Here is a 21,410-nt window from a genome sequence, read left to right as displayed (position 1 = left end):
TATTACTTGCTGATCCATTTGCTTTTGACTATTTTCTTTGATTTTTTACTTTCCGGTTTTTCACTTAAACTATTCCATTTACTCTCTGGCCATCTGTCTATTCCCAGTGCTATCGATGCTGCTCTTGCATAAATTCGGCAATCTAGTACTTCATTTCTTTCTCTTACCTTTTGCCACTCTTGTTTGGTATATCCTTTTACTACTTTGCTGACTAATTGCTCTGCCGTTAGTTGCTTAAAATACTCAGGTGCATACTCGGGAAAATGACAATACCCTGGCGGTGTTTCTTCACCTTCTTTTAAAATATTAAGTAATTGAAAAAGCTCTGACTTTAATATCGATACTCCGACTGGCCAGAGCTTTATTCCTCTTTTCAGCTTTTGCCCTCCAACTGTTATATCTACTCTACTTGGGCTGCTCAGCGGCACTAGTGCTTTATTTACACCTTTCACTGCCATTACTCTTCCAGACCCTTGATGACTTCTCACCCAGTTGTAAACTTCCTGCGTTGCATACCCTGCATCAACCGCCATCATACTTATCATATATTCAAGCCCATTTTCACCAATAAAATGATGATTGAGGAGCTCCGAAAGCTTTTTCCATACTTCTCTACTTCCTGTATCTCCTTCAAATACTCGGTAGTCTATTGACCAACTTTCACGACTTTTTCCCCATGCTACAACTTCCACCTCTAGACGATCTTTTTGGACATCTACTCCTGCAGTAAGTACCACTTCTCTCCTTGGTACTGTGCCAATCTGAAAAAATTCTCTCCTGTTAAATAATTGCTTCCAATCAGGTACTTCTCCTTTATCTACCCAGGTTTCTCCAAGCGTTGTGTTGATCCAAACTTTCAGTAATTGTTCACTTTCCTTTGCATGCAGAAAATCCTCTACTGCTTGTTGCCAACTATACCACCCAACTGGGCTATAAAGACTTGAAAGGTGAAATCCTATTACTTTGCTATTGTGTACTTGATTTGTAGCTCTCCATTCTCCACGTTCAAGCATCTCTGTCTTTTGATGATTTTCTATCTTTTCACCACATTCTATACATATATAGTGTGCTGTACTTGGATTTTTATCTTCCCATTTTATTTGTGACCATTTTAGAACTTGATAGTAATTACAATACGGACAGGGAACAAAAAAATATCTCTTATCTGTTGCTTCAAATTCTTTCTCAATTCTGCTTATTCCATGAATCGTTGGTGTCGATACTAAAAAAATCTTTCGCCTTGCAAATGTATTAGTTCGAGCAATACTGAGCAGTACTGGATCTCCTTCTCCTCCTGAATCTCCTGGGTAGGCATCTATTTCATCAAGAAAGAGATATTTTACTGGCATAGATCTCAGTCCTACACTACTATTCGCTCCAGTTATTACTACTATTCCACCTGGAAACTCCTTACTTTGTACAGTATTCCCTGAATCTCTTGACCTTGGGTCTTTTACTTTACTTTTTAAACATGGTGTACTCTCTATTAACGGTGCAAATCTTCCCTTCGACCAACGTTTTCCCATTTCAACTGTTGGCTGTACTACCAGCATTGGACCTGGTGTTTGATCGATGATATAGCCAATCCAATTGTTGCCAGCTTCTGTTCCCCCAATCTGCGCTCCTTTCATGAATACTACTTTTTCTGCAGGTGAAGATGGTGATAGTGAATCCATTATTTCTTTTAAATAAGGAGTTCTTTCTGTTCTCCATTTACCTGGCTCTGATGCTGCAGTTGGCGCTAAAACTCGATACTCATTCGCCCACTCTGATACTTTAAGCTGGGGATCTGGCCTTAAACCTTCAGAAAAAGATGTAGCGTATATCATTGTCTGCATCTACTCATAACTGGTTCTATCTCGACATCATTAACAATAGAACTACACTCATCCAATTCCATAAACATCTTTTTCTGAAATTCCTTTTCTATATATCTTTTGCTCATCTCACTTATCATTATTGCTATAACAAGTGCAAATACCCCTGTTATTGTTGCAAAAATGATTGCACTGCTTATTGTTGTTGTTATCAACCCTATATATACTGCTACTGCTATTGCGCTGACTGTAGTATAGATGCAGATAATATTATTATGTTTTTTCGTCCTTTTATCTGCTATTTCTCTCTGTGCTATATATTTATTATGAAGGGTTGGAAAATTAACAACGGTATCTCTGCAGAGCAAAGACCCATTTTTTTCAGTAAACAAAACTTTAAGTAACTCTAAATTGTTTGATTTAATTGCTAAATGTAAAACAGGTGTATAATTTGCTCCTTTTTTCAGCAATAACTTTACTACATGTAAATGCCCTTTTTCCGCAGCAAGGTAAACCGGTGATAAACCTTTATTATTTACAATATCAATATCGATTTCTTCTCTTAAAATTGCATCTACAATCTCAATTTCTCCTCTTTGTGCAGCTAAATGGAGTAGACTATTCTTTTCAGAACCGTATTTATTACTCATCAAAGCCTTCTTTATCTCAGGTTTAGCGTAATCAAATGGTGTTTTACCGCTATCGTCTTTTACCAGAGGGTCTATATCTTCTCGCGTTAGTAAAACTTCTATTGTTTTTAGTCTTTCAGCATAATGTAGTGGTGTTTTATTTTCGTAGTCTTGCAAATTTACTTGAGCATTAGGCTCCTTTATTAAGGATTTGAGGATATCAAGACATAAGTCTCTTTCATCGTAATTAGCATTACTTACAGCTATATGCACAGGTGACAATTTCATTGAGTTTTGTCCCATGCGTGCACTATTCACATCTGCTCCAAGCTTCAGCAGTAACTTTACTATCTCCAACTTTTTATTATTAACTGCATAGTGCATTGGTGTCTGATTTCGTGCATCAAAGACATCTATTTCAGCTTTTCCTTCTCTTATCAGAATCTTTACAACTTCTGCATGTCCTATGCCTGCTGCTAGATGTAATGGAGTATGGTGCAAAGCATTTCGTACATTAACGTCAATACCTTTTCTGATCAAATATCTCACTGCATTAATTTCACCTATCATTGCAGCTAAATGAAGTAAGCTATCTTGTTCTGACCCGTACTTGTTATTAATTAGTGCTTGTAATATTTCTGCTTTTTTCCCTTCTTTGGCGTAATCAAGAGATGTTTTACCTTCATTATCTTCCACAAAAGGATTAATGTTCTTCTTCGTGAGTAACAAATCTACCATGCTTAATTCATCAAACTCTATAGCGCAATGCAGTGGAGTTTTTCCGTTTAACCCTCTGACATTAACATCTAATCCAGGTTGATTGATTAAACACTTTATTAACTCTAAACTTAAGTTATCAGCCATTTTGTATTCAAAATCTTTTTATATTTTAAATTTAGCGTTAGATAATTCTTCAAGTGAGTTTGTAATCTCTTCAGTTAGCGTCTCGTGAATTTTTTCAGTGTCACTCAGTGATGCAAGCAGTGCTGAAACTCTATTTGGAACATTAAGCAAATTATTACGTACAACTCTTGCTACGTTAAATGCCTCACTTTTTACTTCCTCTACTGCTACAAGTTCTCCTATTTCAGCTTTTGCCTTTGCTTCTAGCAACCTTCCTCGCTCCATTTCATTTTTTATTCGCGTTTTTAGCAACATTGTAGAAAGGTTATTTGTATTTTCGTTTTCTGGATTTTTCCTCCTAAGTGGCTGACTTGGATCTCTTATTGCTGCCACCGCTTTATTTGCTTGTTCTCTATTGATCAAACCATCCTCCAACTCAACTATTCCTTTTTTTACTAAATAACAGACATATTGCTTTGATACTCCTATCTCTCTTGCCCATTCTGTTTGTGTGATTTTCACTTTTTTTTCTCCTCTCTCTTGTTTCTACGAATTTTCTTCTTGAATCTCTGAAAAGGTTTTGCCAGTATCAGCAATTTCCTACCTGTTTATACTTGCCGGCGTCTTAGAGATATTTTACTAATATAGAGCGAAGTACTCCGGTTTATAGCTGCTTTCTTTTTACATAGTGAAATTTGGCCATTTTCAACTAATACTATAAATTGCATCTTTGTAGTTATGAGATTCAACCACTACTTGCTCTAGCGTTAAACTGCTGCATTTGGCATCTTTACTATGGTTTTCTTCAAGCACTTTTGTCCTTGCTTCCTTTATTTCCTCAATGAACTTTCCATTAACTTTTTCTGGTTCAATTCTTTCCTCACAATATACAAGATTTGTGCAATTTGTTTTTCTGTAGTAATGTACTCCAAGGAATATCACTGATAGTGCAAGTATACTCGAGCCTATAAGTAGTGATAACCCTACGTTATTAATCAAAGCGTTCTGGTAAAACTTCTGTACACTATTAATACCACCTTCTACATACAGTAATAAAGGCAATACTATATTTGCAGCAACCAAACTGCTTAATAATGCTGTAAATAATGGCCTATCTTTGATTACTGATTCTACTTTATTTCTTCTACTAATGACTTTGTCGTCAATATTAATGAAGTTGTTCTTACCCTCCCAAGCGTTAAGTGTAAAATGCGAATGAGTACCATTGCCGTATTCCAGTTTGACTGATTTTATTACTTTATCTTTTGATTGATACTCTCGCACCTGATTCAAAGTTTCATTCGCATTCTTTCTCCCTATTTGACACTCTTCAGTATCTCTAAATTGCTTTATTCCACAAAATATCGGACTAATTGCAACCAATAATGCAACAGCTAGAATTGGTATAGTTACATAGATGACACTGTTTGCAAAAAATGCAATAAATTGTGCTTTATCCTGTAAATATACCAAAGCTGCAGAAACGCTAAGTGCAACAGCAGCTATACCGAAAATTATAAATTCCTTCTGCTGCACTGCATATTTTACTCTTGGCAAAATTCTATTTGTTTTCTTTTCTTTTTTAATTAACGGGGTTTCTTCATTATCACTTTTTTCTGATGAGCTAGTTGAAAGTGTAACTGGACTATCATGATTTAATGACATATTCTCCCATCCTTGATTGCCACAAGACTCACTCATTTCTGTTACTTGAGAATTTGATCTTGTCATCTCTGCACTTCTATTGTCTATTCCACTATCACTTCCTTCCAAACTCTTTTTTAAAAATTTTGTATTCAGATCTACAGGTTCACCAATTATATCTTCTGATCCTTTCTTAATTGATGTTTCTTCAGAATTTGACTTTTCCATCTCCGGACTTTGATCGTTTATTTCACCATCTAAACCTCTTTTCGAGAATTTTTTATTTTTGTCTATAGTTGCATACATAGGTTCTCCTATAGCTTCTTGCTCATCACATTTTTCTCCATTTAATTGGAAAGAAGAATGCGGTAGCTTTGGTGGTGCAATATCCTGAATAATACTCAACCGATGATTTTCTGCTGTTCTAGGTGAAGGTGGAGCTACATTTCTAATATTGTCCTTCTCCAACATTCCATTCCTAGGTAACGGCTTTGGTTTATCTCCTAATTCTTTATCCTCTTCCTCTTTTTGCATTTCTTTTGTATTGTCTATTTTGGGGTTGGAAGATGTGTTGGATGCTGCCTCAAGCTGATCAAGAGAATACGGACGGTTATATTCTATTCCATTTGCCTCACAAACTGCATTAAATTCGTCCTCTATGTCTTTACCATCATCAAATACTAAAGAAGAACAACTCACTGAAAAATCAGCACCTGCTTCGTCTATTTTTGCTGTAATACTGCTATCGCTACTATTGCTAATCACATTTAAAGAAGCTAGTTTGCATTCAGTGTTCAGGTCAGGTTCTTGCTTCGTACCTTTTTCAAACAATTCAATTCTCTCCTTAACAGATAGTGTAGAATTTGAAACATTATTTTCTACTTCTTCAGAAAACGATGCTTCATTATTTGTTTGCGACGTTACTACTCCAGCTGACGTCTTTTCTTGATTCATTGAGTACACCACATTTAATCCAAAGTTATTTGTTACGCTAAACTCATTAAAATACGGTATATACCAGTAAATTAATATTACAACTACCAAGGCTTACTAAATTTCTGTTTGCGTTATCTTTTCCACTTTTTTCTTACTGTTTTTCTTCTTGAATCTCTGAAAAAGTTTTACCAGCACCAGAAAGAATTGCTTCCCTACCTGTGTACACTTGCCAACGTTTTATGGTTACATCTACAAATTTTGAATCTAGCTCTATTGTCCTACAAATTCTTCCTGTTCTCTCACATGCAATCAGTGTACTTCCAGAACCGCTAAATGGATCAAGTACTATGTCTCCTGATCTGCTGCTGTTTACTATTGCTCTCTCCATTAGCTCTACTGGCTTCATTGTTGGGTGCAGTGAGTTATGTATTGGCTTATCATAAAACCACAGATCACTTTGATTTCTACCGCCATGCCACTCACGTTTATTGCCGCTTTTCCATCCATAAAGCATTGCTTCGTATTGTCTTTGATAATCTGATCTTCCTAGCGTAAAGTGATTCTTCGCCCAAATGATAAAAGTTGACCATTTTCCTCCCGCTTCCTCAAATGCTTTTTGCAACGTTGAAAACTCTGATGATGATGCACAGATGTAAATTGCACCTTTAGTATATGCTAAAATATGAGTACAAATATCATAGAGAAAAAGCTCATACTTTTCACCTTGATTATCGTTTAGTATCTTTTTATCCTCTCTTTCTTGACTGCTACCATAATCAACGTTATATGGAGGATCACAAACAGTAATGTCTGCCATTTTATCATCTAACAGCGCTTTATATGATTCAACTACAGAGCTATCACCACAATAGATTCGATGATCACCTAAAATCCATAGATCACCTGGTTTTGTTATTTCTACCTTTTTGTCATCACCAACCAAGTCAGAAAAATCTTCTTTTTCACTATCTAAATCATCAAGGAAATGTTGAACTTTTTCTAATTCAAATCCAGTCATTTTAAGATCAAACTGTAAATCTTCTAACTCTTGAATTTCTACTTTCAAAAGCTCATCATCCCACTTTGCCCAATTAGCTGATTGATTTGCCAGTAATCGAAAAGCTTTAGTTTGTGGTTCAGTGTGTCCAGAGAAGGTGAAGATGTTCAGTGGGAGTCAGACCCACCAGGATAAAAGTCGGAGTCCTGTAGCTAGGGTAGCAATGTGGAGGGAAACCAAAATGTTGAAGCCTACCGACAACGTTATCGTAGGATAATGGCGAATTACCAGGCCGCAGTGAAAACGAACACATGGGTGGCCCCGGAAAAACTCTAAGTACTAAAGGCCGAGCCCACTGAACCAGGGCGAAAGCAATATAGGAGGCTGAAACACGAATGATACAGCATACCTACTTTAGCGGGGTGATAGTGGCAGCATGGTAATAAGGACATATAAAGCAACTGGAGAAACCCTCCTCATCCCAAGGAGAAAAACCTTGGAGTGGTAGGTTCTATAACTGGAAAACAGGAAATGAACCGAAGATGAAAGGGTGGCGGATGGGTGTGTAGTAGCGAAGAAGTGGGGTAACGCCCATGGAGCAAAGGCACCCTACTAGTAGAGATCTTTTAACAAAAGGAAGGTAAAGGTAAAAATGACAAAAATGCCAATAAAATTACAAGACCTGAGAAGAAAGATATATATCAAAGCGAAAGCAGAACCGGAATGGCGATTCTGGGGAATCTATGTACACGTCTGCAAGATGGAGACACTAGAAGAAGCATATAAGCTAACAAAGAAAAGCAATGGGGCACCAGGAATTGATGGGGTAACATTCAAATCGATAGAGGCAGAAGGCTTAGAAAAGTATCTTCAGCAAATAAGACATGAACTAATAACCAAAACCTATAGCCCAAATAGGAACCGGAGAAAGGAAATACCAAAAGTTGGGGGAAAACTCAGAACGTTGAACATACCCTGCATCCGGGATAGAATAGTGCAAAGTGCACTAAAGCTAATAATTGAACCGATATATGAATCTGACTTTCAGGACGGATCATATGGATATAGACCCAAGAGAAAAGCGCATGAAGCAGTAAGCAGAGTAGCGAAAGCAGCAATCAAAGGCAATACAAAATGTATTGATGTAGACCTGAAATCCTATTTTGATAACGTACGACATCATATTCTCATGGAGAAAATTGCCAAGAGAATAAATGATAAAGAAATCATGCACTTGATCAAGCTAATCCTTAAGGTAGGAGGAAAACGAGGAATAGCGCAAGGGTCGCCGATCTCACCGTTGTTGAGCAATATATACCTCAATGAGGTAGACAAAATGCTAGAGAGAGCAAAAGAGGTGACCAGGGAAGAAAAATATCAACGTATAGAATACGCCAGATGGGCAGACGATTTAGTGATACTGATAGATGGGCACCAGAGATGGGAATGGCTCGAGAAATTAGTGTACAAAAGGTTACAAGAAGAATTAGCAAAACTAGAAGTAAGTGTAAATGAAGAAAAGACAAAAATTGCCAATCTAAAGAGAGGAGAAACATTCGGCTTTCTAGGATTTGACTTTCGAAAGAAAATTACAAAACAAGGAAAGTGGAGAGTACAGATAACACCACAGATGAAAACACGAACAAGCCTACTTCAAAAGTTGAAGAAGGTATTCAGTAACTATAAATCGCAACCAATAAGGAGAGTGATTCAGATCATCAATCCAATATTGAGAGGGTGGGTAAACTACTTTAGAATAGGAAACTCAAGTCGAAGCTTCAGCTACGTTAAACAGTGGGTAGAGAAGAAAACAAGACGCAATATGATGCAAGCCAGAAAAGCAAAAGGATTTGGTTGGGAAAGGTGGAGTAGCGAATGTATATATGAGACCCTTGGTCTATATTCGGACTATAGAATAAGATATTACGTTCCGAAAGCCTTACCAGCACAATATGTTATAAACTTTGGTAAGAATCTACTAGGAAAGCGTAGTGCGGGAAATCCGCATGCTGCGTTTGATGAGGCGGGAATTGGAAACGTAAACATGGGAATTTTGGATTGAGGACCAACATGAAAATAATGGATCAGCCACCAAACCCTAAAGAGGCGCGCCAGTTCTCGACCCTACTAAATAGAGGCAAAAAACGTGTTGCTGTGCAGATTAGAGAAACAGCAGTGGGAATGCCCTCACAAACTGTCATTGCTGAAAGCTATATTGAGCCAAAAGATATAAAGATAGATGGCATAGCAACACGTATTACTTGGTTACCAGTGTTTTGCCATGCAGGACAAGAGTATGCAATAGTTCTACTCACTGATGATGCAGATACTGCAGTAAAAATAGCAGAGCTTGGCAAATATGATGCAGTAAATAGCCGTTGGGTAACAAGTCAGCCATATCAAGTAGGAGTATTACTTTCATCTAGCAACGCAAGTACTTGGACACCACATCAAAATTTAGATCTAACTTTTAGGCTTTTAGCAACGAAGTTCACTGAAAATTCTCACGTTATTGATCTTGGTAAAGTTACTGCAAATAACGTATCAGATTTAATTGTTTTGACGAACGTCGAAAAAGTAGCATTTGATACCAATGTAGAATTTATTCTGACAGATGAAGAAGGAAAAGAAAATTTTCTATCTGATAACTTGCCGCTCGCGCTGCGTGAAAGACTATCTGGAGAGTTAACAGTAAAGGCAAATTTAAAAGGGTCAAAAGAAAAAAGTCCAGTGCTATATCCTGGGTTACAGCTAGTTCTAGGTAATCTTTCAGAGTCTGGAGATTATGTTACAAGAAGTATTACAGCAGGAGCTAACACTAAAATTACCATAACGTATGATGCGCTAATACCTGGCACTGCAGATGTAAAAGCATATGTGCAAAAAAATGTGGATTGGCAATTAGTAAATTTAACATCAGGAAAACCAATTGGGGAAAATTGGGTGGAGAGAACTCATGTACTATCAAATTTTAATGGCAATGAGACTAGGGTAAAATTAGTTTTAAGTGGAACAGTTGTTTATCGCCCTAAGGTAAAAAATCTCAGAGTGATTGTCACATAATGACTGTTGACCAAACCAAACGAGGATATCCACTGCCTCATCCAGAAAATATTGCAGTTCAAGATGTGGTACGTATTCGAAGAGCTATAGAAAAAATAGATGAAGATATTACCGAAAGAGAAGATGAGCATAATCAACTTAAGAGTAATTTTGAGCGGTTTAATTTTGAGACTTTTTTAAATTTTTGGAAATGAAAGAAGTAATATACCAAAGGATAAAGGATTTAGCAGCAAGTAGCACACCTGATCAACTGGCATATCTTGCAAAATCGCTGGAATTGATAGCAGATAAAAAAGCTATTTCCAACGTTGTGCAGATGACTGAAGTAAAAGGAATAATTGATGCACTACAAAAGAGGCTTAAGGATTTAGCAGCAAACAGTACACCAGATCAATTAGCATATCTTGCTAAAGCATTGGAATCAATAGTCGACAAAAGTGCAGTTTCTGAAATTGTACAGATGACTGATGGTAAGCTAAAAGAGCTTCTTGATAGTGCAAAAAAACACTTAACTGATCTGGATAATAAAAAAGCTAGTTCTTTAGCAGTGATCTCTGAATCAGAGAAGCAGTTATTAAAGAGAATTGATGAAAAAGGAACAACAAATTTATCGCTACTTGATACGAGAAAGAATGCCAATATTGCAGCAATAAATAGCATTAGTAATAGTCATAAAGATGGTCTTAAAGGTTTAGTAGAAGATTTTCGTGCTGTTAATAATGTACCATCTGGCTCATCAATTATTGGGGAAATAGAAACTCGTGATAACCAATTAAAAACATCCCTGATAAATGAGGTAAAAACTCGGGATGAACAGTTAAAAGTGTCTCTTATAAATGAAATAAGAAAGCGCAACATGGTTGAACCAGGGTCATTACCTTTCTTATTTGGTGTACTTGGCAGAAAAAATAATTATTTTGGCCACGGAACTTTTACGACAGAGCTTGGAAAGTGGAGTAGTGATATAACAAAAACTGACTATATGTTACAACTACTAGCAGGTAGCCATACGTACAATACAGATTACGTTAGTTTTTATCGGCCAAGACAACTCAGTTTTATAGAGGGAAGTAAAGGAACATTTATTTACGGAGAGTTATGCACAAAAAGTTTTTCTGGTAGTTATGATGAGATATACTATTATCCGTATGCTGCACTTGGAGTAGTATTTGTAAAAAATACAACCAATGTGAACATAAATAAGACAATAGAATTTGTTGGATCATCGTATTCGAGTACGGAGTATGGGGGAGCAGGATTATTTGTGGGAACACCAGATAATACCAATTCTAATAAATCAAGTATTTCAAGAATAATATGGAAAAATGTTTACCAATACACGAGTTCTGATAGCAAGTTAGCTGGATCTGGTAATGTGGAGATTCCAGCAGGAAAAACAGTTGCAATATTACTTTACACATCATCTTACCTGTATTCCAGGACACAAGTTAGTCAAGGTATGCTTGCATCAAATTATGTACATAACTATGGTCAATTTATTCAGTGGGGGATTTATAACATACGTAGCAATGTTCTAACTACAGGACTTGAAGTAGATGTGGAGAGAACGCTAAAAGCTTGGCAATGTCCAGGATTAGAACGAACTAATCAAATATGGCAATGAGGAGGAATTTATGACTATTTATATACGTTTTGAAAACCACAAGCAGATTGAAACAACAACACTTGAAAACAAGCCAACTGGAAATGATTGGTATGAAGCACCAGAAGATTTTGATTGGCAAAAAAGCTATTGTCTAACAGAAGGGGAGAAAATTGTTGAAAGGAATAAGGAAGATATTGAGCTGGAATTATTGGAAAATGCAAAACTTTCTGCACTTTCTAGTCTCCGTACTTATTATAATAACTATACTCACCAATACGCAGGATATTCTCATCAGAAGCTTAAGTCGTACGAAATACAAGCAAAAGCCGCAGAAAACATTCTAGCAGCACCAGAATCTATAGACGAAAAAGATGCAGAAATTATAGAGCCATTAGCAAAAGTACGTGGTATTACAGTTACTGAAATGGCAAGAATCATTGAAGAAAAAGTAAAAAAAGCAGTAAAAGAAATAATGAAATGTGAAGAGTTGGAAGACATTACCAAGAAGAAAATTGCAGAAGCCAAAAGTGTAGAGAACTTACTAAACGATTTTAAACAAAAGATGCAAAGAAATGGCTGAAGAATTTTTGCACGGAGTAAATGTTATTGAGGTAACCTCAGGGGCCAAAGCAGTACGTACAGCTAAATCATCAGTGATAGGTGTAATTGGTACTGCACCTGAAGCAGATGAGCAAAAATTTCCGCTAAATAAACCAGTGTTAGTTGCAGGAAGCTTAAAGGAAGCAGTAAAGCTCGGAAAGAGTGGAAGTTTACCTTCTGCAGTAAATGGAATATTTTCCCAGATTGGTGCAACAGTTATAGTAATTAGAGTTGAAGAGAGTGAAAACAGCGATCCAAAATTAAAAGAAGAAGAGACGCTGAAGAATATAATTGGCGGTGTTGATAAAGAGACTGGAGAGTATCAAGGGATAGAGGCATTCCTCAACAGTGAAAGTATAGTTCATGTTGCTCCAAGAATATTAATTGCTCCTCAGTTTACTCATCAGTTACCTGAAATAGATGGAGTAAATCCAGTAGTGAGTGCTTTAATTTCCATAGCAGAAAAATTAAGAGCAATTATTGTTGCAGATGGACCAAATACTAATGATGAAGAAGCAATAAAATGGAGAAAAAGTGTAGGCAGCTCAAGAGTTTACGTAGTTGACCCTTGGGTTAAGGTATTTATTGAAGGAAAAGAAGGAACCTTGCCAGCAAGCCCATTTGTAGCTGGTTTAATAGCAAAAGTAGATAGCGAACAAGGATTTTGGCACTCACCTTCAAATAAAGAGATAAATGGTATTGTTGGAACAAGCAGGCCTATTGATTTTACGCTCGGTAATACAAATTGTAGAGCAAACCATTTAAATGAAAATGAAGTAACAACGATAATTCATCAAAATGGCTATAGGCTTTGGGGAAATAGAACATGTTCAAACGATTCGAAATGGGCTTTTCTATCAGTAAGGCGCACTGCAGATTTAATTAACGATAGTTTACTTCGAGCTCATCTCTGGGCAGTTGATCGCAATATCACAAAAACTTATATAGATGATGTGATTGAGGGGGTGAATTCTTATTTGGCCAATTTAAAAGTACAAGGAGCGATTATCAGTGGAAAATGTTATGCAACTCCCGAACTCAATACACCGGCAAATATTGCAAGCGGAAAAGTGTCTTTTGATTTTGAGTTTACACCGCCATATCCAGCTGAGCAAATAATATTCAGATCCCATCTTGTAAATAATAGTGTAATAAGTTAGGAGAAAGCGAAGTGTTACCCAAAATACTGAGAAATTTTAACGTATTTGTAGATGGTCGTGGTTATGCAGGAAAAATAGATGAAATTACGCTACCAAAGCTTACCATAAAAACAGAAGAGTACCGTGCTGGTGGTATGGATATTCCAATAAATATTGACATGGGCATGGAAAAGCTTGAAGCAGATTTCACTTTTTCTGAATACGATACAGAGCTTTTTCGGCTATTTGGGTTGATAAATGGAAATTCAGTATCTTTAACTCTTCGTGGTGGAATGCAAGGAAGTGGTAGTAATGATATTGAAGGAGTAATTATCAACCTCAGAGGCATATTCAAAGAATTTGATTTTGGTAGCTGGAAACCTGCTGAAAAAGCCACTCTAAAATGCACTGTAGCTGCCCATTACTATAAACTTACGATAGGTGGTAATGAATTAATAGAAATCGATGCTGAGAATATGATCCGTAAGATTAACGGTGTGGATCAAATGGCCTTGCTGCAAACGATTCTAGGGATTTAATGTAATAGACGGATGCCTTTTCACTTCTTTATTGAAAAATTACTGATAATACTGTATAATTATTGATGTTTTTTAGGCATTTGTGCTATGGCTTTATCTAAATTTCTCGACCCTAAGAATGATGTAGCATTCCGCCGTATCTTTGGTACAGAAAAGAATAAAGATATCCTCATTCACTTTCTAAATGATATTTTGAGCTTTACTGGCAAAAATGCAATACAGGATATAGAGTTTTTAAGTACTATTCAAGATCCTGATATTGCATCTAAAAAGCAAAGTATTGTTGATGTGCTATGTAGAGATTCCACAGGAGTGCAATGGATAATTGAGATGCAGGTCGCTAAAACCAAAGGCTTTGAAAAACGTGCCCAATACTACGCAGCTAAAGCTTACTCAAGACAAGCTGACAAGGGCGATCAATACCATGACCTTAAGGAAATTATCTTTATTGCTATAGCAGATTGTATACTATTTCCGGATAAGTCTGAGTATAAATCAAAACACACCATTCGAGATGAAGATACTAATGAACATGATCTAAAAGATTTTTACTTTGTATTTATTGAACTGCCTAAATTTTCCAAAACTAAAGAAGATCAGCTTTCAAATATAGTTGAGAAGTGGGTGTATTTTTTTAAGTACGCTGATGAAACAAGTGAAGAAGAATTGGAAAGGATAACAGGAAGTGACGTAATAATCAAAAAAGCGTATGAAGAGCTAAACAGGTTTAACTGGTCAGAAAAAGAGTTTATAGCCTATGAACAGGAGACTAAGCGTATTCGTGATGAACAGGCTGTCCTTGCTCAAAAACTTGATGATGCCAAAAAAGAAGGAAAGATTGAAGTTGCAAAAGCGATGTTGACTAATGATGTTGATATTAACACTATTGTCAAGTGTACAGGTCTTTCTGTCGATGAGGTTCAAGAATTAATTCAAGTTGAAGGGAAATAACCCCTATTATCATCTTTATATTGAGAAATTTAGTATGAAGAATCGTTAATCAAACACAAAAACTATAGTAACAAAAATTAGTTATGTAAAAGCCGATATAGACTTTTATTTAATTAACTTTTTCAGGAGAAGTATGCAAGCTATAACACTTAATAACCCAATAACAGTTGATGGAATTTCTGTCTCAGAATTATCGATACGTGAACCTAAAGTAAGAGATTTACTTGCTATAGAACGCATAGAAGGCGAAGCTTTAAAAGAAGTAGCTTTAATTGCTAATCTAGCATCCGTACCAAAAGAAGTAGTTGAAGATTTATGTATTAAAGATTATGTAGAAATACAGAAGGTGCTAAAAGGTTTTTTGTCGCCGCTGGAACAGAGGAGTTAAGATTCAATATTTTAAAACTTAGCTCAACAACAGGAAGTGGAATTGAGCAAATTATTAATATGAGTACAAAAGAGTTTCTAAAGTGGTTAGAAGTAAGTGAAGGAGTAACAAAAAAATGTCAATGCTTTCAATAAAAATAGGTGCAACGTTAGATGGCAGTTTTAATAATGCAATGACAGGTAGTGCAGCAAAGCTTTCTAAGTTGGGTGATAGTATAAAGCAGCTTGATTCATCAATGAAATCGGTTTCCAAATTTAAGCAATTAAATCATGATGCCCTTCAAGCCATGAAGAATTGGAAGGAAGCGGAGAAGAAAGCGAAAGAATCAGCTACAGCAATTGCTAAAGAGAAGAAGGAAAAAAAAGAGCCAAGCAAAGCACTGAGAAATGAATTCGAAAAATTGAAAGCATCGGCATCAAAGGCAAAAGAGGCTTATATTAAAAAGAGAGATGCACTTCACACATTAAATGAAGAAATTAGGAAAAGTGGAAAGGATGTTAAATCTTTAGTGAGAGATCAAACTAAACTTGGTTCATCTATTGAAGTACTAAAAGGAAAATACAGTAAATTAGGATCTGTAATACAAAAACAGCAAAATGCTTTAGCAAGAAAAGCGCATTATAGATCACAAGTAATGGAGACTATAGGACTAGGTCTTTCGCTTGCAGCGCCAATTAAAGTTGCGATTAACTTTGAAAGTGCTATGGCTGATGTTAAGAAGGTTGTAAAGTTTCAGAATGATGAGGAATTTAATAAGTTTAGTGAGAATATAAAGAAGTTATCCCGTGAAATACCTCTATCAGCTACAGAATTAGCACAAATAGCTGCAAGTGGTGGACAACTTGGAATTCAAAAAGATAAGTTAATTGGATTTACAACAACAGTAGCTAAAATGGCCACAGCATTTGATATGTCTGCAGAAGAAGCAGGTGATTCTATAGCTAAGCTTGCCAATGTTTATGGAATTGAGGTAGCAGGCATGGAAAGAGTAGGTAATATTATAAATCACCTTTCAGATAATAGTGCTGCTAAAGCAAAGGATATGGTCCAAGCACTTGCTATAGTTGGTGGTACTGCAAAACAGTTTGGTTTTGATATTAAACAGACAAGTAGTTTAGTAAATGCCTTTATTAGCCTAGGCAAACAACCTGCAAAAGCAGCAACTGCAATAAACGCTCTACTTAGTAAACTTCAGACTGCTGAAGGACAGGGGAAAAAGTTTAAAGCAGCATTGGAAGATGTGGGAATAACTGCAGAAGAGATGACACAAAGGATTAGCAGAAATGGCCAAGACGCACTACTTTACTTTTTTGAAACTCTAGAGAAGGTAGATAAACAGGAACGTTCGCAAATCCTTCTTGATCTGTTTGGTCAAGAGTATCAAGATGATATTGCATTACTAGTTGGAAGCTTAAAGAATTATAAAGATGCCATAAATCATTTAGCTGATGAGGAAGAATTTAAACAGTCCATGCAAGAAGAGTTTAACAATCGTGCAGCAACTACAGCAAATAACTTACGATTACTGAGGAATGCGATAGCAGAGGTGGGAATGAATCTGGGCTCAGTAATGCTACCTCCTTTAAAGTGGATAAGTAATATTCTAAGAGAGATAACTAACCCCATAGCTTGGTTTGCAGAAAAGTTTCCAGTTATTACTACAGGAATAATGAGTATAATTTCAGCTCTTATTATTGGTAAGATTGCAGTGGTAGGTTTTGGTTATGTATTTGCATTGGCTGGAGGTGGAATATTAACTTTTAAGGCTATTTTGCACGGAACACTTTTACCAGTATTAACTTCATTATCAGCACGAGTAATTCCAGCAGTAATCATGGGGCTGAAAGCTTTAACGCTAACCAATCCTATAGGAGCTGCTGTTGCTGGACTATCAGTTGGTGCAGCGCTTGTAATCGCTAATTGGCAGAAGGTAAAGGACTTTTTCTCAAGTATCTGGAAATCAATTACAAAACCTATAGAAAATTGGATTGGTGTAGGAAAATTGTTTAATGATAATCCAATAAAAGCATTTGAGAAACCAGTAGAAGCAAAAATAGGCAATACAACTAAGATAATCAGTGAAAATAGAAGTATTTTTAGTAAAGGAAATCCTTTATTAAATAATAATACTTTTAGTGGAATTTCGAATAGTAGAACGAATATTGAAAGTGCTAGAGTGATTACAGAAAAAAGTTCTGTAGCAGATAATTCAGAGAAAGTTTTAAAAGACTGTGAAAAGTGTGAACAAAAAATTTTTAATCAAACTTTTACATTTAATATAAGTATAAAAGCAGAACCTAACCAAGATGTACGTAGTCTTGCTGATGCAGTAATAAAAAGAATAAGAGAAAAATCGCGTGACGTTCTGTTTGATTCAATAGAACCAATTTACTAATGCTATCACTTGGTCAGCATAAGCTTTCTCCAACAAGTTTAAGGTATAGTAAAGAAAACCGTTGGAGTACAATTGAGTGTATTGGTAAAATACCTTCATTACAAAATATTGGCCAAGGTACAGAAAATATAGACTTAGAAGGAATAATTTATTTCCATAATCTCAATGATTTAAATCAATTAAAAAGTATGAAAGAAGCTGAGGAAAATCAGGAACCAAGTATCTTAGTAGACAATTTAGGAAATGTTTTGGGAAGATTTGTTATTGTGCGGTTAGAAGAAAAGCAAACGTCGTATTTTCCATGTGGATTACCAAAAAAGATAGAATTTAGCTTAAGTTTAAGGCGTTATATATGATAGTACATTATATAGCACGAGAAAATGAAATGTTAGATTACATATGTTTTAAACACTATGGATATAGCTCTGGAGCAGTAGAAATAGTATTGGAGGAAAACCCTGGACTTGCGGAGTATGGAAGTTTTTTGCCTGCAGGATTAAAGATCAGGTTACCTACAATACAAGAGCAATTAAAAAAATCGAAGTTAAAAGTATGGGAATAAATGAAACCTGAATTTAGCATTGAAGGAATAAAAGATCATGTAATATCGGTGCATCTTACTGATGAATCTGGTACTATAGATGATGTTGCAGAGGTGTGCGTTGATTATGGCAATGAAAACGTGGAAGTTCCAAGTGAATTGAACATAGCGCTGGGTTATAAGGAAACGGGAATCTTTCCAATGGGTATATATACAGTCAACGAAGTTACGATACAAGGCCCACCTAAGACTCTACTAATAAAAGCTCATGCAACAAATTTAAGAATATCTTTAAAAGCAAAAGTATCAAAAGAATGGCATCAAATTACCATAGAAAACTTAGTGAAAGAAATAGCTCAAAAACATGGATATGGACATAAAGTCGATGAGAAATTTAAAGACGTACTTATATCTCACATCAATCAAACTGAGGAGAGTGATATAAGCCTTCTAACGAAAATAGCAATAGAGCGTGAAGCAATGGTAAAATTAGCTGGTGGGTATATATTATTTATTTCAAAAAACATGGCAAAATCAGCCACAGGAAAAGCTTTAGGAACAACGACTATTAGACCTCAAGACACAATTAATTGGAAAGTGCATTTTACCGTACGTGATAAATACAATTCAGTAGTAGCAAAATGGCACAGCTATGAAAAGGGTGAAACTATTAAAGAAATAGTTGGTAGCGGCGAACCAAGTTATATTATGCTAGAAATTTACCCAAATGCAGAGTCAGCGCTAAGTGCAGCAAATGCCAAATTGAAACAATTGAAGCGTAACAATGAAACTTTAGATATAACTATGTCTGGTAATCCAGAGTTATTTGCAGAAGCAAAGCTTAATCTTATAGATTTTAATCAAGCAGTAGATGGTGAATGGATAGTTAATAGAGCAGAGCATACTCTAAATAGCTCAGGTTACCTTACTATGTTATCAGCATCTTTAAGTAAGTAATGTTAAGGAAAAATAAGTACATAGTCTATTCAATGTAAAGAAACTACTGAATATGAGTCAACTAAAATGTAATGAAAAGGATAAAATACATTTTGTATGGTTTATACCATTAATAGTATGTGTTGTTATTACATATTGCTACCAAAAATCCAAAGCTAACGAGAATTACAGAAAGATACTACAAGTAGCTACTGTAAGTTGTAGTTTAGAAACAACGAGATTTTTAGTAAAAGATATAATACCAAACTTAAGCGAAACTGCATTACATTATGCAGCAAGAGAAGGATGCTTAGATACTATTAGATTTTTAATAGTAGAAGAGAAAGTAAATATAAATGCAATCGATAAGAATGCTTTTAAAAGGACAGCTTTACATCATGCTGCAGGTGAAGGGCATTTAGGAATTGTAAGGTTCTTATTAGAAAAAGGCGCGAATCCTAACATAAAAGATAATGACGGAAAAGGAGCTAGAAAAATAGCTGTAATGGCATCGCGACACGATAAAAACAAACCTTATAAAGAAATAATAAAGTTACTGGCTAGAGCAGAGGAACAGTACAAATCAGAGAAGTAGTTACTATAAAGTAGTTATCCATAATAAATCCACATTTAAGTAATTATGAAAAATCAAAAAATCCCAATCGCAGTAATTGTAACGATGTTAATACAGACGGTAGCGGCGATTTGGTGGCTTGCCAAACTGGATTTACGAGTGCATATACATGAAAAACTCATAGAACAAAATAATGGATTAACTGTTACGGTATATCGTCTGGAAGAGCGGGTAAAAAATCTTTCTGAGGAATTGGATGAATTCAAAGCTAACTCAAAGTAACTATTCTAGCATATAAGGCTTAGAATGTGATTGGCGATCTTCCCAATTTTCGATGTATTGCTCAACTAGTGGAGAATCTCCAGTTATGATCAATAGATTCTCAGCATTCTTTTTCTGGGCAGCATCAGAGAAATTGAACGAACCCGTAATGATTTTTTGATTATCAATGATCATAATTTTGCTATGTGAAATTGCAGGTTTATAGTCTATATATATTGGTATTCTTTGATGAAACAGCTCATTGATAACGCTATACTTTGAGCTCACTTGCGATTCGTCGAGAATAACCTTAATATCAACACCACGTTTTTTTGCTCTAATTAAAGATTGTGCAATAGGCTTTGAGGTAAATTGGTATGCCTGAACCAACACGGATTTTTTAGCATGATCCATAGAATCAATTATTAGATTGGTACAATTTTCTCTAGGAGTGAAACATACAGTAGTACTTGGACAAGAAACACACCCTGATAAAAGTGAGCAAGTTAATAAAACTAATAAATATCTACTCATGACTAAATACATCCTTTCAATTGACGGTGGTGGTATAAGGGGCATAATACCAGCAGTAATTCTAGCAGAAATAGAAAAGAGAGCAAGGAAACCTATTTCTCAAATTTTTGATCTTATGGCTGGTACTTCAACAGGCGGAATTGTTGTAGCTGGGTTATGCAAAAAAGATGAACGGGGAAATCTCCAATATTCAGCAAATGATTTAGTTGAGCTTTACCAAGAATACGGGTCATATATTTTTAAATCTTCATTCTTCAGGCGATCAATATTATCTTGGTTTAACTGTGCACAATACCCACATAAAAATATTGAATTTGTACTGGATAAATATTTTGGTGATGATACTCTACAAAATACTTTAAGTAAGGTACTGATAACAAGTTATGATATTCATAACAACTATCCTTTCTTTTTTAAGAGTTGGAGAGAAGATAGAGATTTTGTCAAATTAAAAGATGCACTCAGAGCTACAACGGCTGCACCTACTTATTTCATACCAAAATATCTAAAAATTGACCAGATAGACAGAGTATTAGTGGATGGAGGGGTTTTTGCAAATAATCCAGCAGCTTGTGCATATGCAAGTGGTAAGAGGTTATTTCCAAATGATGAGATTATACTGCTATCAATAGGTACTGGTGGAACAAATAGAAGTATAAAGTATGCTAACTCAAGGAGATTTGGCAAAATAGGGTGGATCAAGCCACTACTGAATGTGATGTTTGCTTCTGGATTGGATTGCGTTGATTATCAACTAGAACAAGTAATAGATGATAAATACATAAGAATACAATCGCAATTGAAAGTAGCATCGACTGAGATGGACAATATTACACTCAAAAACATCAAATTTCTTCAGCAAGAGGCAAATGCAATGATAGAAGGTAATCAAAAAGTAATCGATAAATTCTGTGATGTTTTATCTTGATACGTAGAAATGCCAAAAAAATTCTGCAGAGCTAAATAAGGGTTTAGAATAGATAATATATTGTACTAGACACAACTTAATCTGACAGC

Annotated in this window: 21 protein-coding genes and 1 pseudogene; 16 read left to right on the top strand and 6 right to left on the bottom strand. The window is 35.6% G+C overall.

Translation table 11 applies throughout. The features are described from left to right. Positions 1-2: 2 nt before the first annotated feature. The 5 genes and pseudogenes from ONG78_RS07485 to ONG78_RS07465 all read right to left on the bottom strand — a co-directional run. The gene (locus tag ONG78_RS07485; RefSeq protein WP_015588998.1) at positions 3-1,829 is read right to left on the bottom strand and encodes a phage terminase large subunit family protein; all 1,827 of its coding nucleotides are present in this window, start codon (positions 1,827-1,829) and stop codon (positions 3-5) included. Continuing rightward, the gene (locus ONG78_RS07480; protein WP_015588999.1) at positions 1,826-3,310 is read right to left on the bottom strand and encodes an ankyrin repeat domain-containing protein; all 1,485 of its coding nucleotides are present in this window, start codon (positions 3,308-3,310) and stop codon (positions 1,826-1,828) included. The genes ONG78_RS07485 and ONG78_RS07480 overlap by 4 nt, the downstream gene beginning before the upstream one ends. Positions 3,311-3,328: 18 nt before the next feature. After that, on the bottom strand, positions 3,329-3,811 hold the full coding sequence (locus ONG78_RS07475; RefSeq protein WP_264377566.1) for a hypothetical protein: 483 nt from the start codon (positions 3,809-3,811) through the stop codon (positions 3,329-3,331). A gap of 183 nt (positions 3,812-3,994) precedes the next feature. Continuing rightward, positions 3,995-5,887, bottom strand: coding sequence for a hypothetical protein (locus ONG78_RS07470; RefSeq protein WP_141456759.1), 1,893 nt, complete (start codon positions 5,885-5,887; stop codon positions 3,995-3,997). 133 nt (positions 5,888-6,020) lie between these two features. Further along, a pseudogene (locus ONG78_RS07465) lies at positions 6,021-7,007 on the bottom strand (DNA-methyltransferase); the annotation flags it as partial. Positions 7,008-7,518: 511 nt separating this feature from the next. Between ONG78_RS07465 and ltrA the strand changes: the two are divergent. The 15 genes from ltrA to ONG78_RS07390 all read left to right on the top strand — a co-directional run bounded on the left by ltrA (position 7,519) and on the right by ONG78_RS07390 (position 19,880). Continuing rightward, positions 7,519-8,928 (top strand): group II intron reverse transcriptase/maturase, encoded by a 1,410-nt coding sequence (gene ltrA / locus ONG78_RS07460; protein WP_264377598.1) that lies wholly within the window; start codon positions 7,519-7,521, stop codon positions 8,926-8,928. Positions 8,929-8,936: 8 nt separating this feature from the next. Then, positions 8,937-9,929, top strand: a complete 993-nt coding sequence (locus ONG78_RS07455) for a hypothetical protein (protein WP_264377710.1) — start codon at positions 8,937-8,939, stop codon at positions 9,927-9,929. Beyond that, the gene (locus ONG78_RS07450) at positions 9,929-10,123 is read left to right on the top strand and encodes a hypothetical protein (RefSeq protein ID WP_264376462.1); all 195 of its coding nucleotides are present in this window, start codon (positions 9,929-9,931) and stop codon (positions 10,121-10,123) included. Before ONG78_RS07455 ends, ONG78_RS07450 begins: the two co-directional genes overlap by 1 nt. Further along, positions 10,120-11,553: a hypothetical protein gene (locus ONG78_RS07445; RefSeq protein ID WP_264377709.1), complete on the top strand. Its 1,434-nt coding sequence runs from the start codon at positions 10,120-10,122 to the stop codon at positions 11,551-11,553. Before ONG78_RS07450 ends, ONG78_RS07445 begins: the two co-directional genes overlap by 4 nt. 10 nt (positions 11,554-11,563) lie before the next feature. Beyond that, positions 11,564-12,115, top strand: coding sequence for a hypothetical protein (locus tag ONG78_RS07440; RefSeq protein WP_017532577.1), 552 nt, complete (start codon positions 11,564-11,566; stop codon positions 12,113-12,115). Continuing rightward, a complete protein-coding gene (locus ONG78_RS07435) occupies positions 12,108-13,295 on the top strand; it encodes a phage tail sheath subtilisin-like domain-containing protein (RefSeq protein WP_264378030.1) in 1,188 nt (395 codons plus the stop codon). Before ONG78_RS07440 ends, ONG78_RS07435 begins: the two co-directional genes overlap by 8 nt. Positions 13,296-13,306: 11 nt before the next feature. Then, positions 13,307-13,813, top strand: a complete 507-nt coding sequence (locus ONG78_RS07430) for a phage major tail tube protein (RefSeq protein ID WP_019236469.1) — start codon at positions 13,307-13,309, stop codon at positions 13,811-13,813. 87 nt (positions 13,814-13,900) lie between these two features. Next, positions 13,901-14,764: an Rpn family recombination-promoting nuclease/putative transposase gene (locus ONG78_RS07425; protein ID WP_019236470.1), complete on the top strand. Its 864-nt coding sequence runs from the start codon at positions 13,901-13,903 to the stop codon at positions 14,762-14,764. A gap of 133 nt (positions 14,765-14,897) precedes the next feature. Beyond that, positions 14,898-15,152: a phage tail assembly protein gene (locus tag ONG78_RS07420; RefSeq protein ID WP_019236471.1), complete on the top strand. Its 255-nt coding sequence runs from the start codon at positions 14,898-14,900 to the stop codon at positions 15,150-15,152. A 115-nt stretch (positions 15,153-15,267) separates the two neighbouring features. Beyond that, positions 15,268-17,547 carry a phage tail tape measure protein gene (locus ONG78_RS07415; RefSeq protein WP_019236472.1) on the top strand — a complete coding sequence of 760 codons (2,280 nt, stop codon included), beginning with the start codon at positions 15,268-15,270 and terminating at the stop codon, positions 17,545-17,547. Further along, positions 17,547-17,903: a phage tail protein gene (locus ONG78_RS07410; protein WP_019236473.1), complete on the top strand. Its 357-nt coding sequence runs from the start codon at positions 17,547-17,549 to the stop codon at positions 17,901-17,903. Before ONG78_RS07415 ends, ONG78_RS07410 begins: the two co-directional genes overlap by 1 nt. Beyond that, a complete protein-coding gene (locus ONG78_RS07405) occupies positions 17,900-18,109 on the top strand; it encodes a tail protein X (protein WP_019236474.1) in 210 nt (69 codons plus the stop codon). Before ONG78_RS07410 ends, ONG78_RS07405 begins: the two co-directional genes overlap by 4 nt. Beyond that, positions 18,110-19,045, top strand: a complete 936-nt coding sequence (locus ONG78_RS07400) for a contractile injection system protein, VgrG/Pvc8 family (protein WP_019236475.1) — start codon at positions 18,110-18,112, stop codon at positions 19,043-19,045. It begins immediately after the preceding gene. A gap of 52 nt (positions 19,046-19,097) precedes the next feature. Further along, complete coding sequence (locus ONG78_RS07395; RefSeq protein ID WP_019236476.1) at positions 19,098-19,619, top strand: ankyrin repeat domain-containing protein; 522 nt, start codon at positions 19,098-19,100, stop codon at positions 19,617-19,619. A 45-nt stretch (positions 19,620-19,664) separates the two neighbouring features. Next, positions 19,665-19,880, top strand: a complete 216-nt coding sequence (locus tag ONG78_RS07390; protein WP_019236477.1) for a hypothetical protein — start codon at positions 19,665-19,667, stop codon at positions 19,878-19,880. On the opposite strand, the gene ONG78_RS07385 is transcribed toward ONG78_RS07390, so the two are convergent. Next, positions 19,881-20,405: a phospholipase D family nuclease gene (locus ONG78_RS07385; protein ID WP_038197876.1), complete on the bottom strand. Its 525-nt coding sequence runs from the start codon at positions 20,403-20,405 to the stop codon at positions 19,881-19,883. Between ONG78_RS07385 and ONG78_RS07380 the strand changes: the two genes are divergently transcribed. After that, entirely contained in the window at positions 20,392-21,321 is a 930-nt protein-coding gene (locus ONG78_RS07380; protein ID WP_141456711.1) for a patatin-like phospholipase family protein, read from the top strand. The genes ONG78_RS07385 and ONG78_RS07380 overlap by 14 nt on opposite strands. Positions 21,322-21,410: the final 89 nt, after the last annotated feature.

This window comes from Wolbachia endosymbiont (group B) of Philonthus cognatus (assembly GCF_947179345.1).
Taxonomy (GTDB): Bacteria; Pseudomonadota; Alphaproteobacteria; order Rickettsiales; family Anaplasmataceae; genus Wolbachia.
This window is presented reverse-complemented; position numbering and strand designations above follow the sequence as displayed.

What these genes read in the sequence shown, in the direction of transcription:
- ONG78_RS07415 (WP_019236472.1), top strand. Translation starts at nt 15,268, where the DNA reads ATGTCAATGCTTTCAATAAAAATAGGTGCAACGTTAGATGGCAGTTTT.
- ONG78_RS07445 (WP_264377709.1), top strand. Translation starts at nt 10,120, where the DNA reads ATGAAAGAAGTAATATACCAAAGGATAAAGGATTTAGCAGCAAGTAGC.
- ONG78_RS07480 (WP_015588999.1), bottom strand. Translation starts at nt 3,310, where the DNA reads ATGGCTGATAACTTAAGTTTAGAGTTAATAAAGTGTTTAATCAATCAA.
- ONG78_RS07410 (WP_019236473.1), top strand. Translation starts at nt 17,547, where the DNA reads ATGCTATCACTTGGTCAGCATAAGCTTTCTCCAACAAGTTTAAGGTAT.
- ONG78_RS07380 (WP_141456711.1), top strand. Translation starts at nt 20,392, where the DNA reads ATGACTAAATACATCCTTTCAATTGACGGTGGTGGTATAAGGGGCATA.
- ONG78_RS07485 (WP_015588998.1), bottom strand. Translation starts at nt 1,829, where the DNA reads ATGATATACGCTACATCTTTTTCTGAAGGTTTAAGGCCAGATCCCCAG.
- ONG78_RS07425 (WP_019236470.1), top strand. Translation starts at nt 13,901, where the DNA reads ATGGCTTTATCTAAATTTCTCGACCCTAAGAATGATGTAGCATTCCGC.
- ONG78_RS07455 (WP_264377710.1), top strand. Translation starts at nt 8,937, where the DNA reads ATGAAAATAATGGATCAGCCACCAAACCCTAAAGAGGCGCGCCAGTTC.
- ONG78_RS07440 (WP_017532577.1), top strand. Translation starts at nt 11,564, where the DNA reads ATGACTATTTATATACGTTTTGAAAACCACAAGCAGATTGAAACAACA.
- ltrA (WP_264377598.1), top strand. Translation starts at nt 7,519, where the DNA reads ATGACAAAAATGCCAATAAAATTACAAGACCTGAGAAGAAAGATATAT.
- ONG78_RS07395 (WP_019236476.1), top strand. Translation starts at nt 19,098, where the DNA reads ATGAGTCAACTAAAATGTAATGAAAAGGATAAAATACATTTTGTATGG.
- ONG78_RS07435 (WP_264378030.1), top strand. Translation starts at nt 12,108, where the DNA reads ATGGCTGAAGAATTTTTGCACGGAGTAAATGTTATTGAGGTAACCTCA.
- ONG78_RS07450 (WP_264376462.1), top strand. Translation starts at nt 9,929, where the DNA reads ATGACTGTTGACCAAACCAAACGAGGATATCCACTGCCTCATCCAGAA.
- ONG78_RS07390 (WP_019236477.1), top strand. Translation starts at nt 19,665, where the DNA reads ATGAAAAATCAAAAAATCCCAATCGCAGTAATTGTAACGATGTTAATA.
- ONG78_RS07405 (WP_019236474.1), top strand. Translation starts at nt 17,900, where the DNA reads ATGATAGTACATTATATAGCACGAGAAAATGAAATGTTAGATTACATA.
- ONG78_RS07400 (WP_019236475.1), top strand. Translation starts at nt 18,110, where the DNA reads ATGAAACCTGAATTTAGCATTGAAGGAATAAAAGATCATGTAATATCG.
- ONG78_RS07385 (WP_038197876.1), bottom strand. Translation starts at nt 20,405, where the DNA reads ATGTATTTAGTCATGAGTAGATATTTATTAGTTTTATTAACTTGCTCA.
- ONG78_RS07420 (WP_019236471.1), top strand. Translation starts at nt 14,898, where the DNA reads ATGCAAGCTATAACACTTAATAACCCAATAACAGTTGATGGAATTTCT.
- ONG78_RS07470 (WP_141456759.1), bottom strand. Translation starts at nt 5,887, where the DNA reads ATGAATCAAGAAAAGACGTCAGCTGGAGTAGTAACGTCGCAAACAAAT.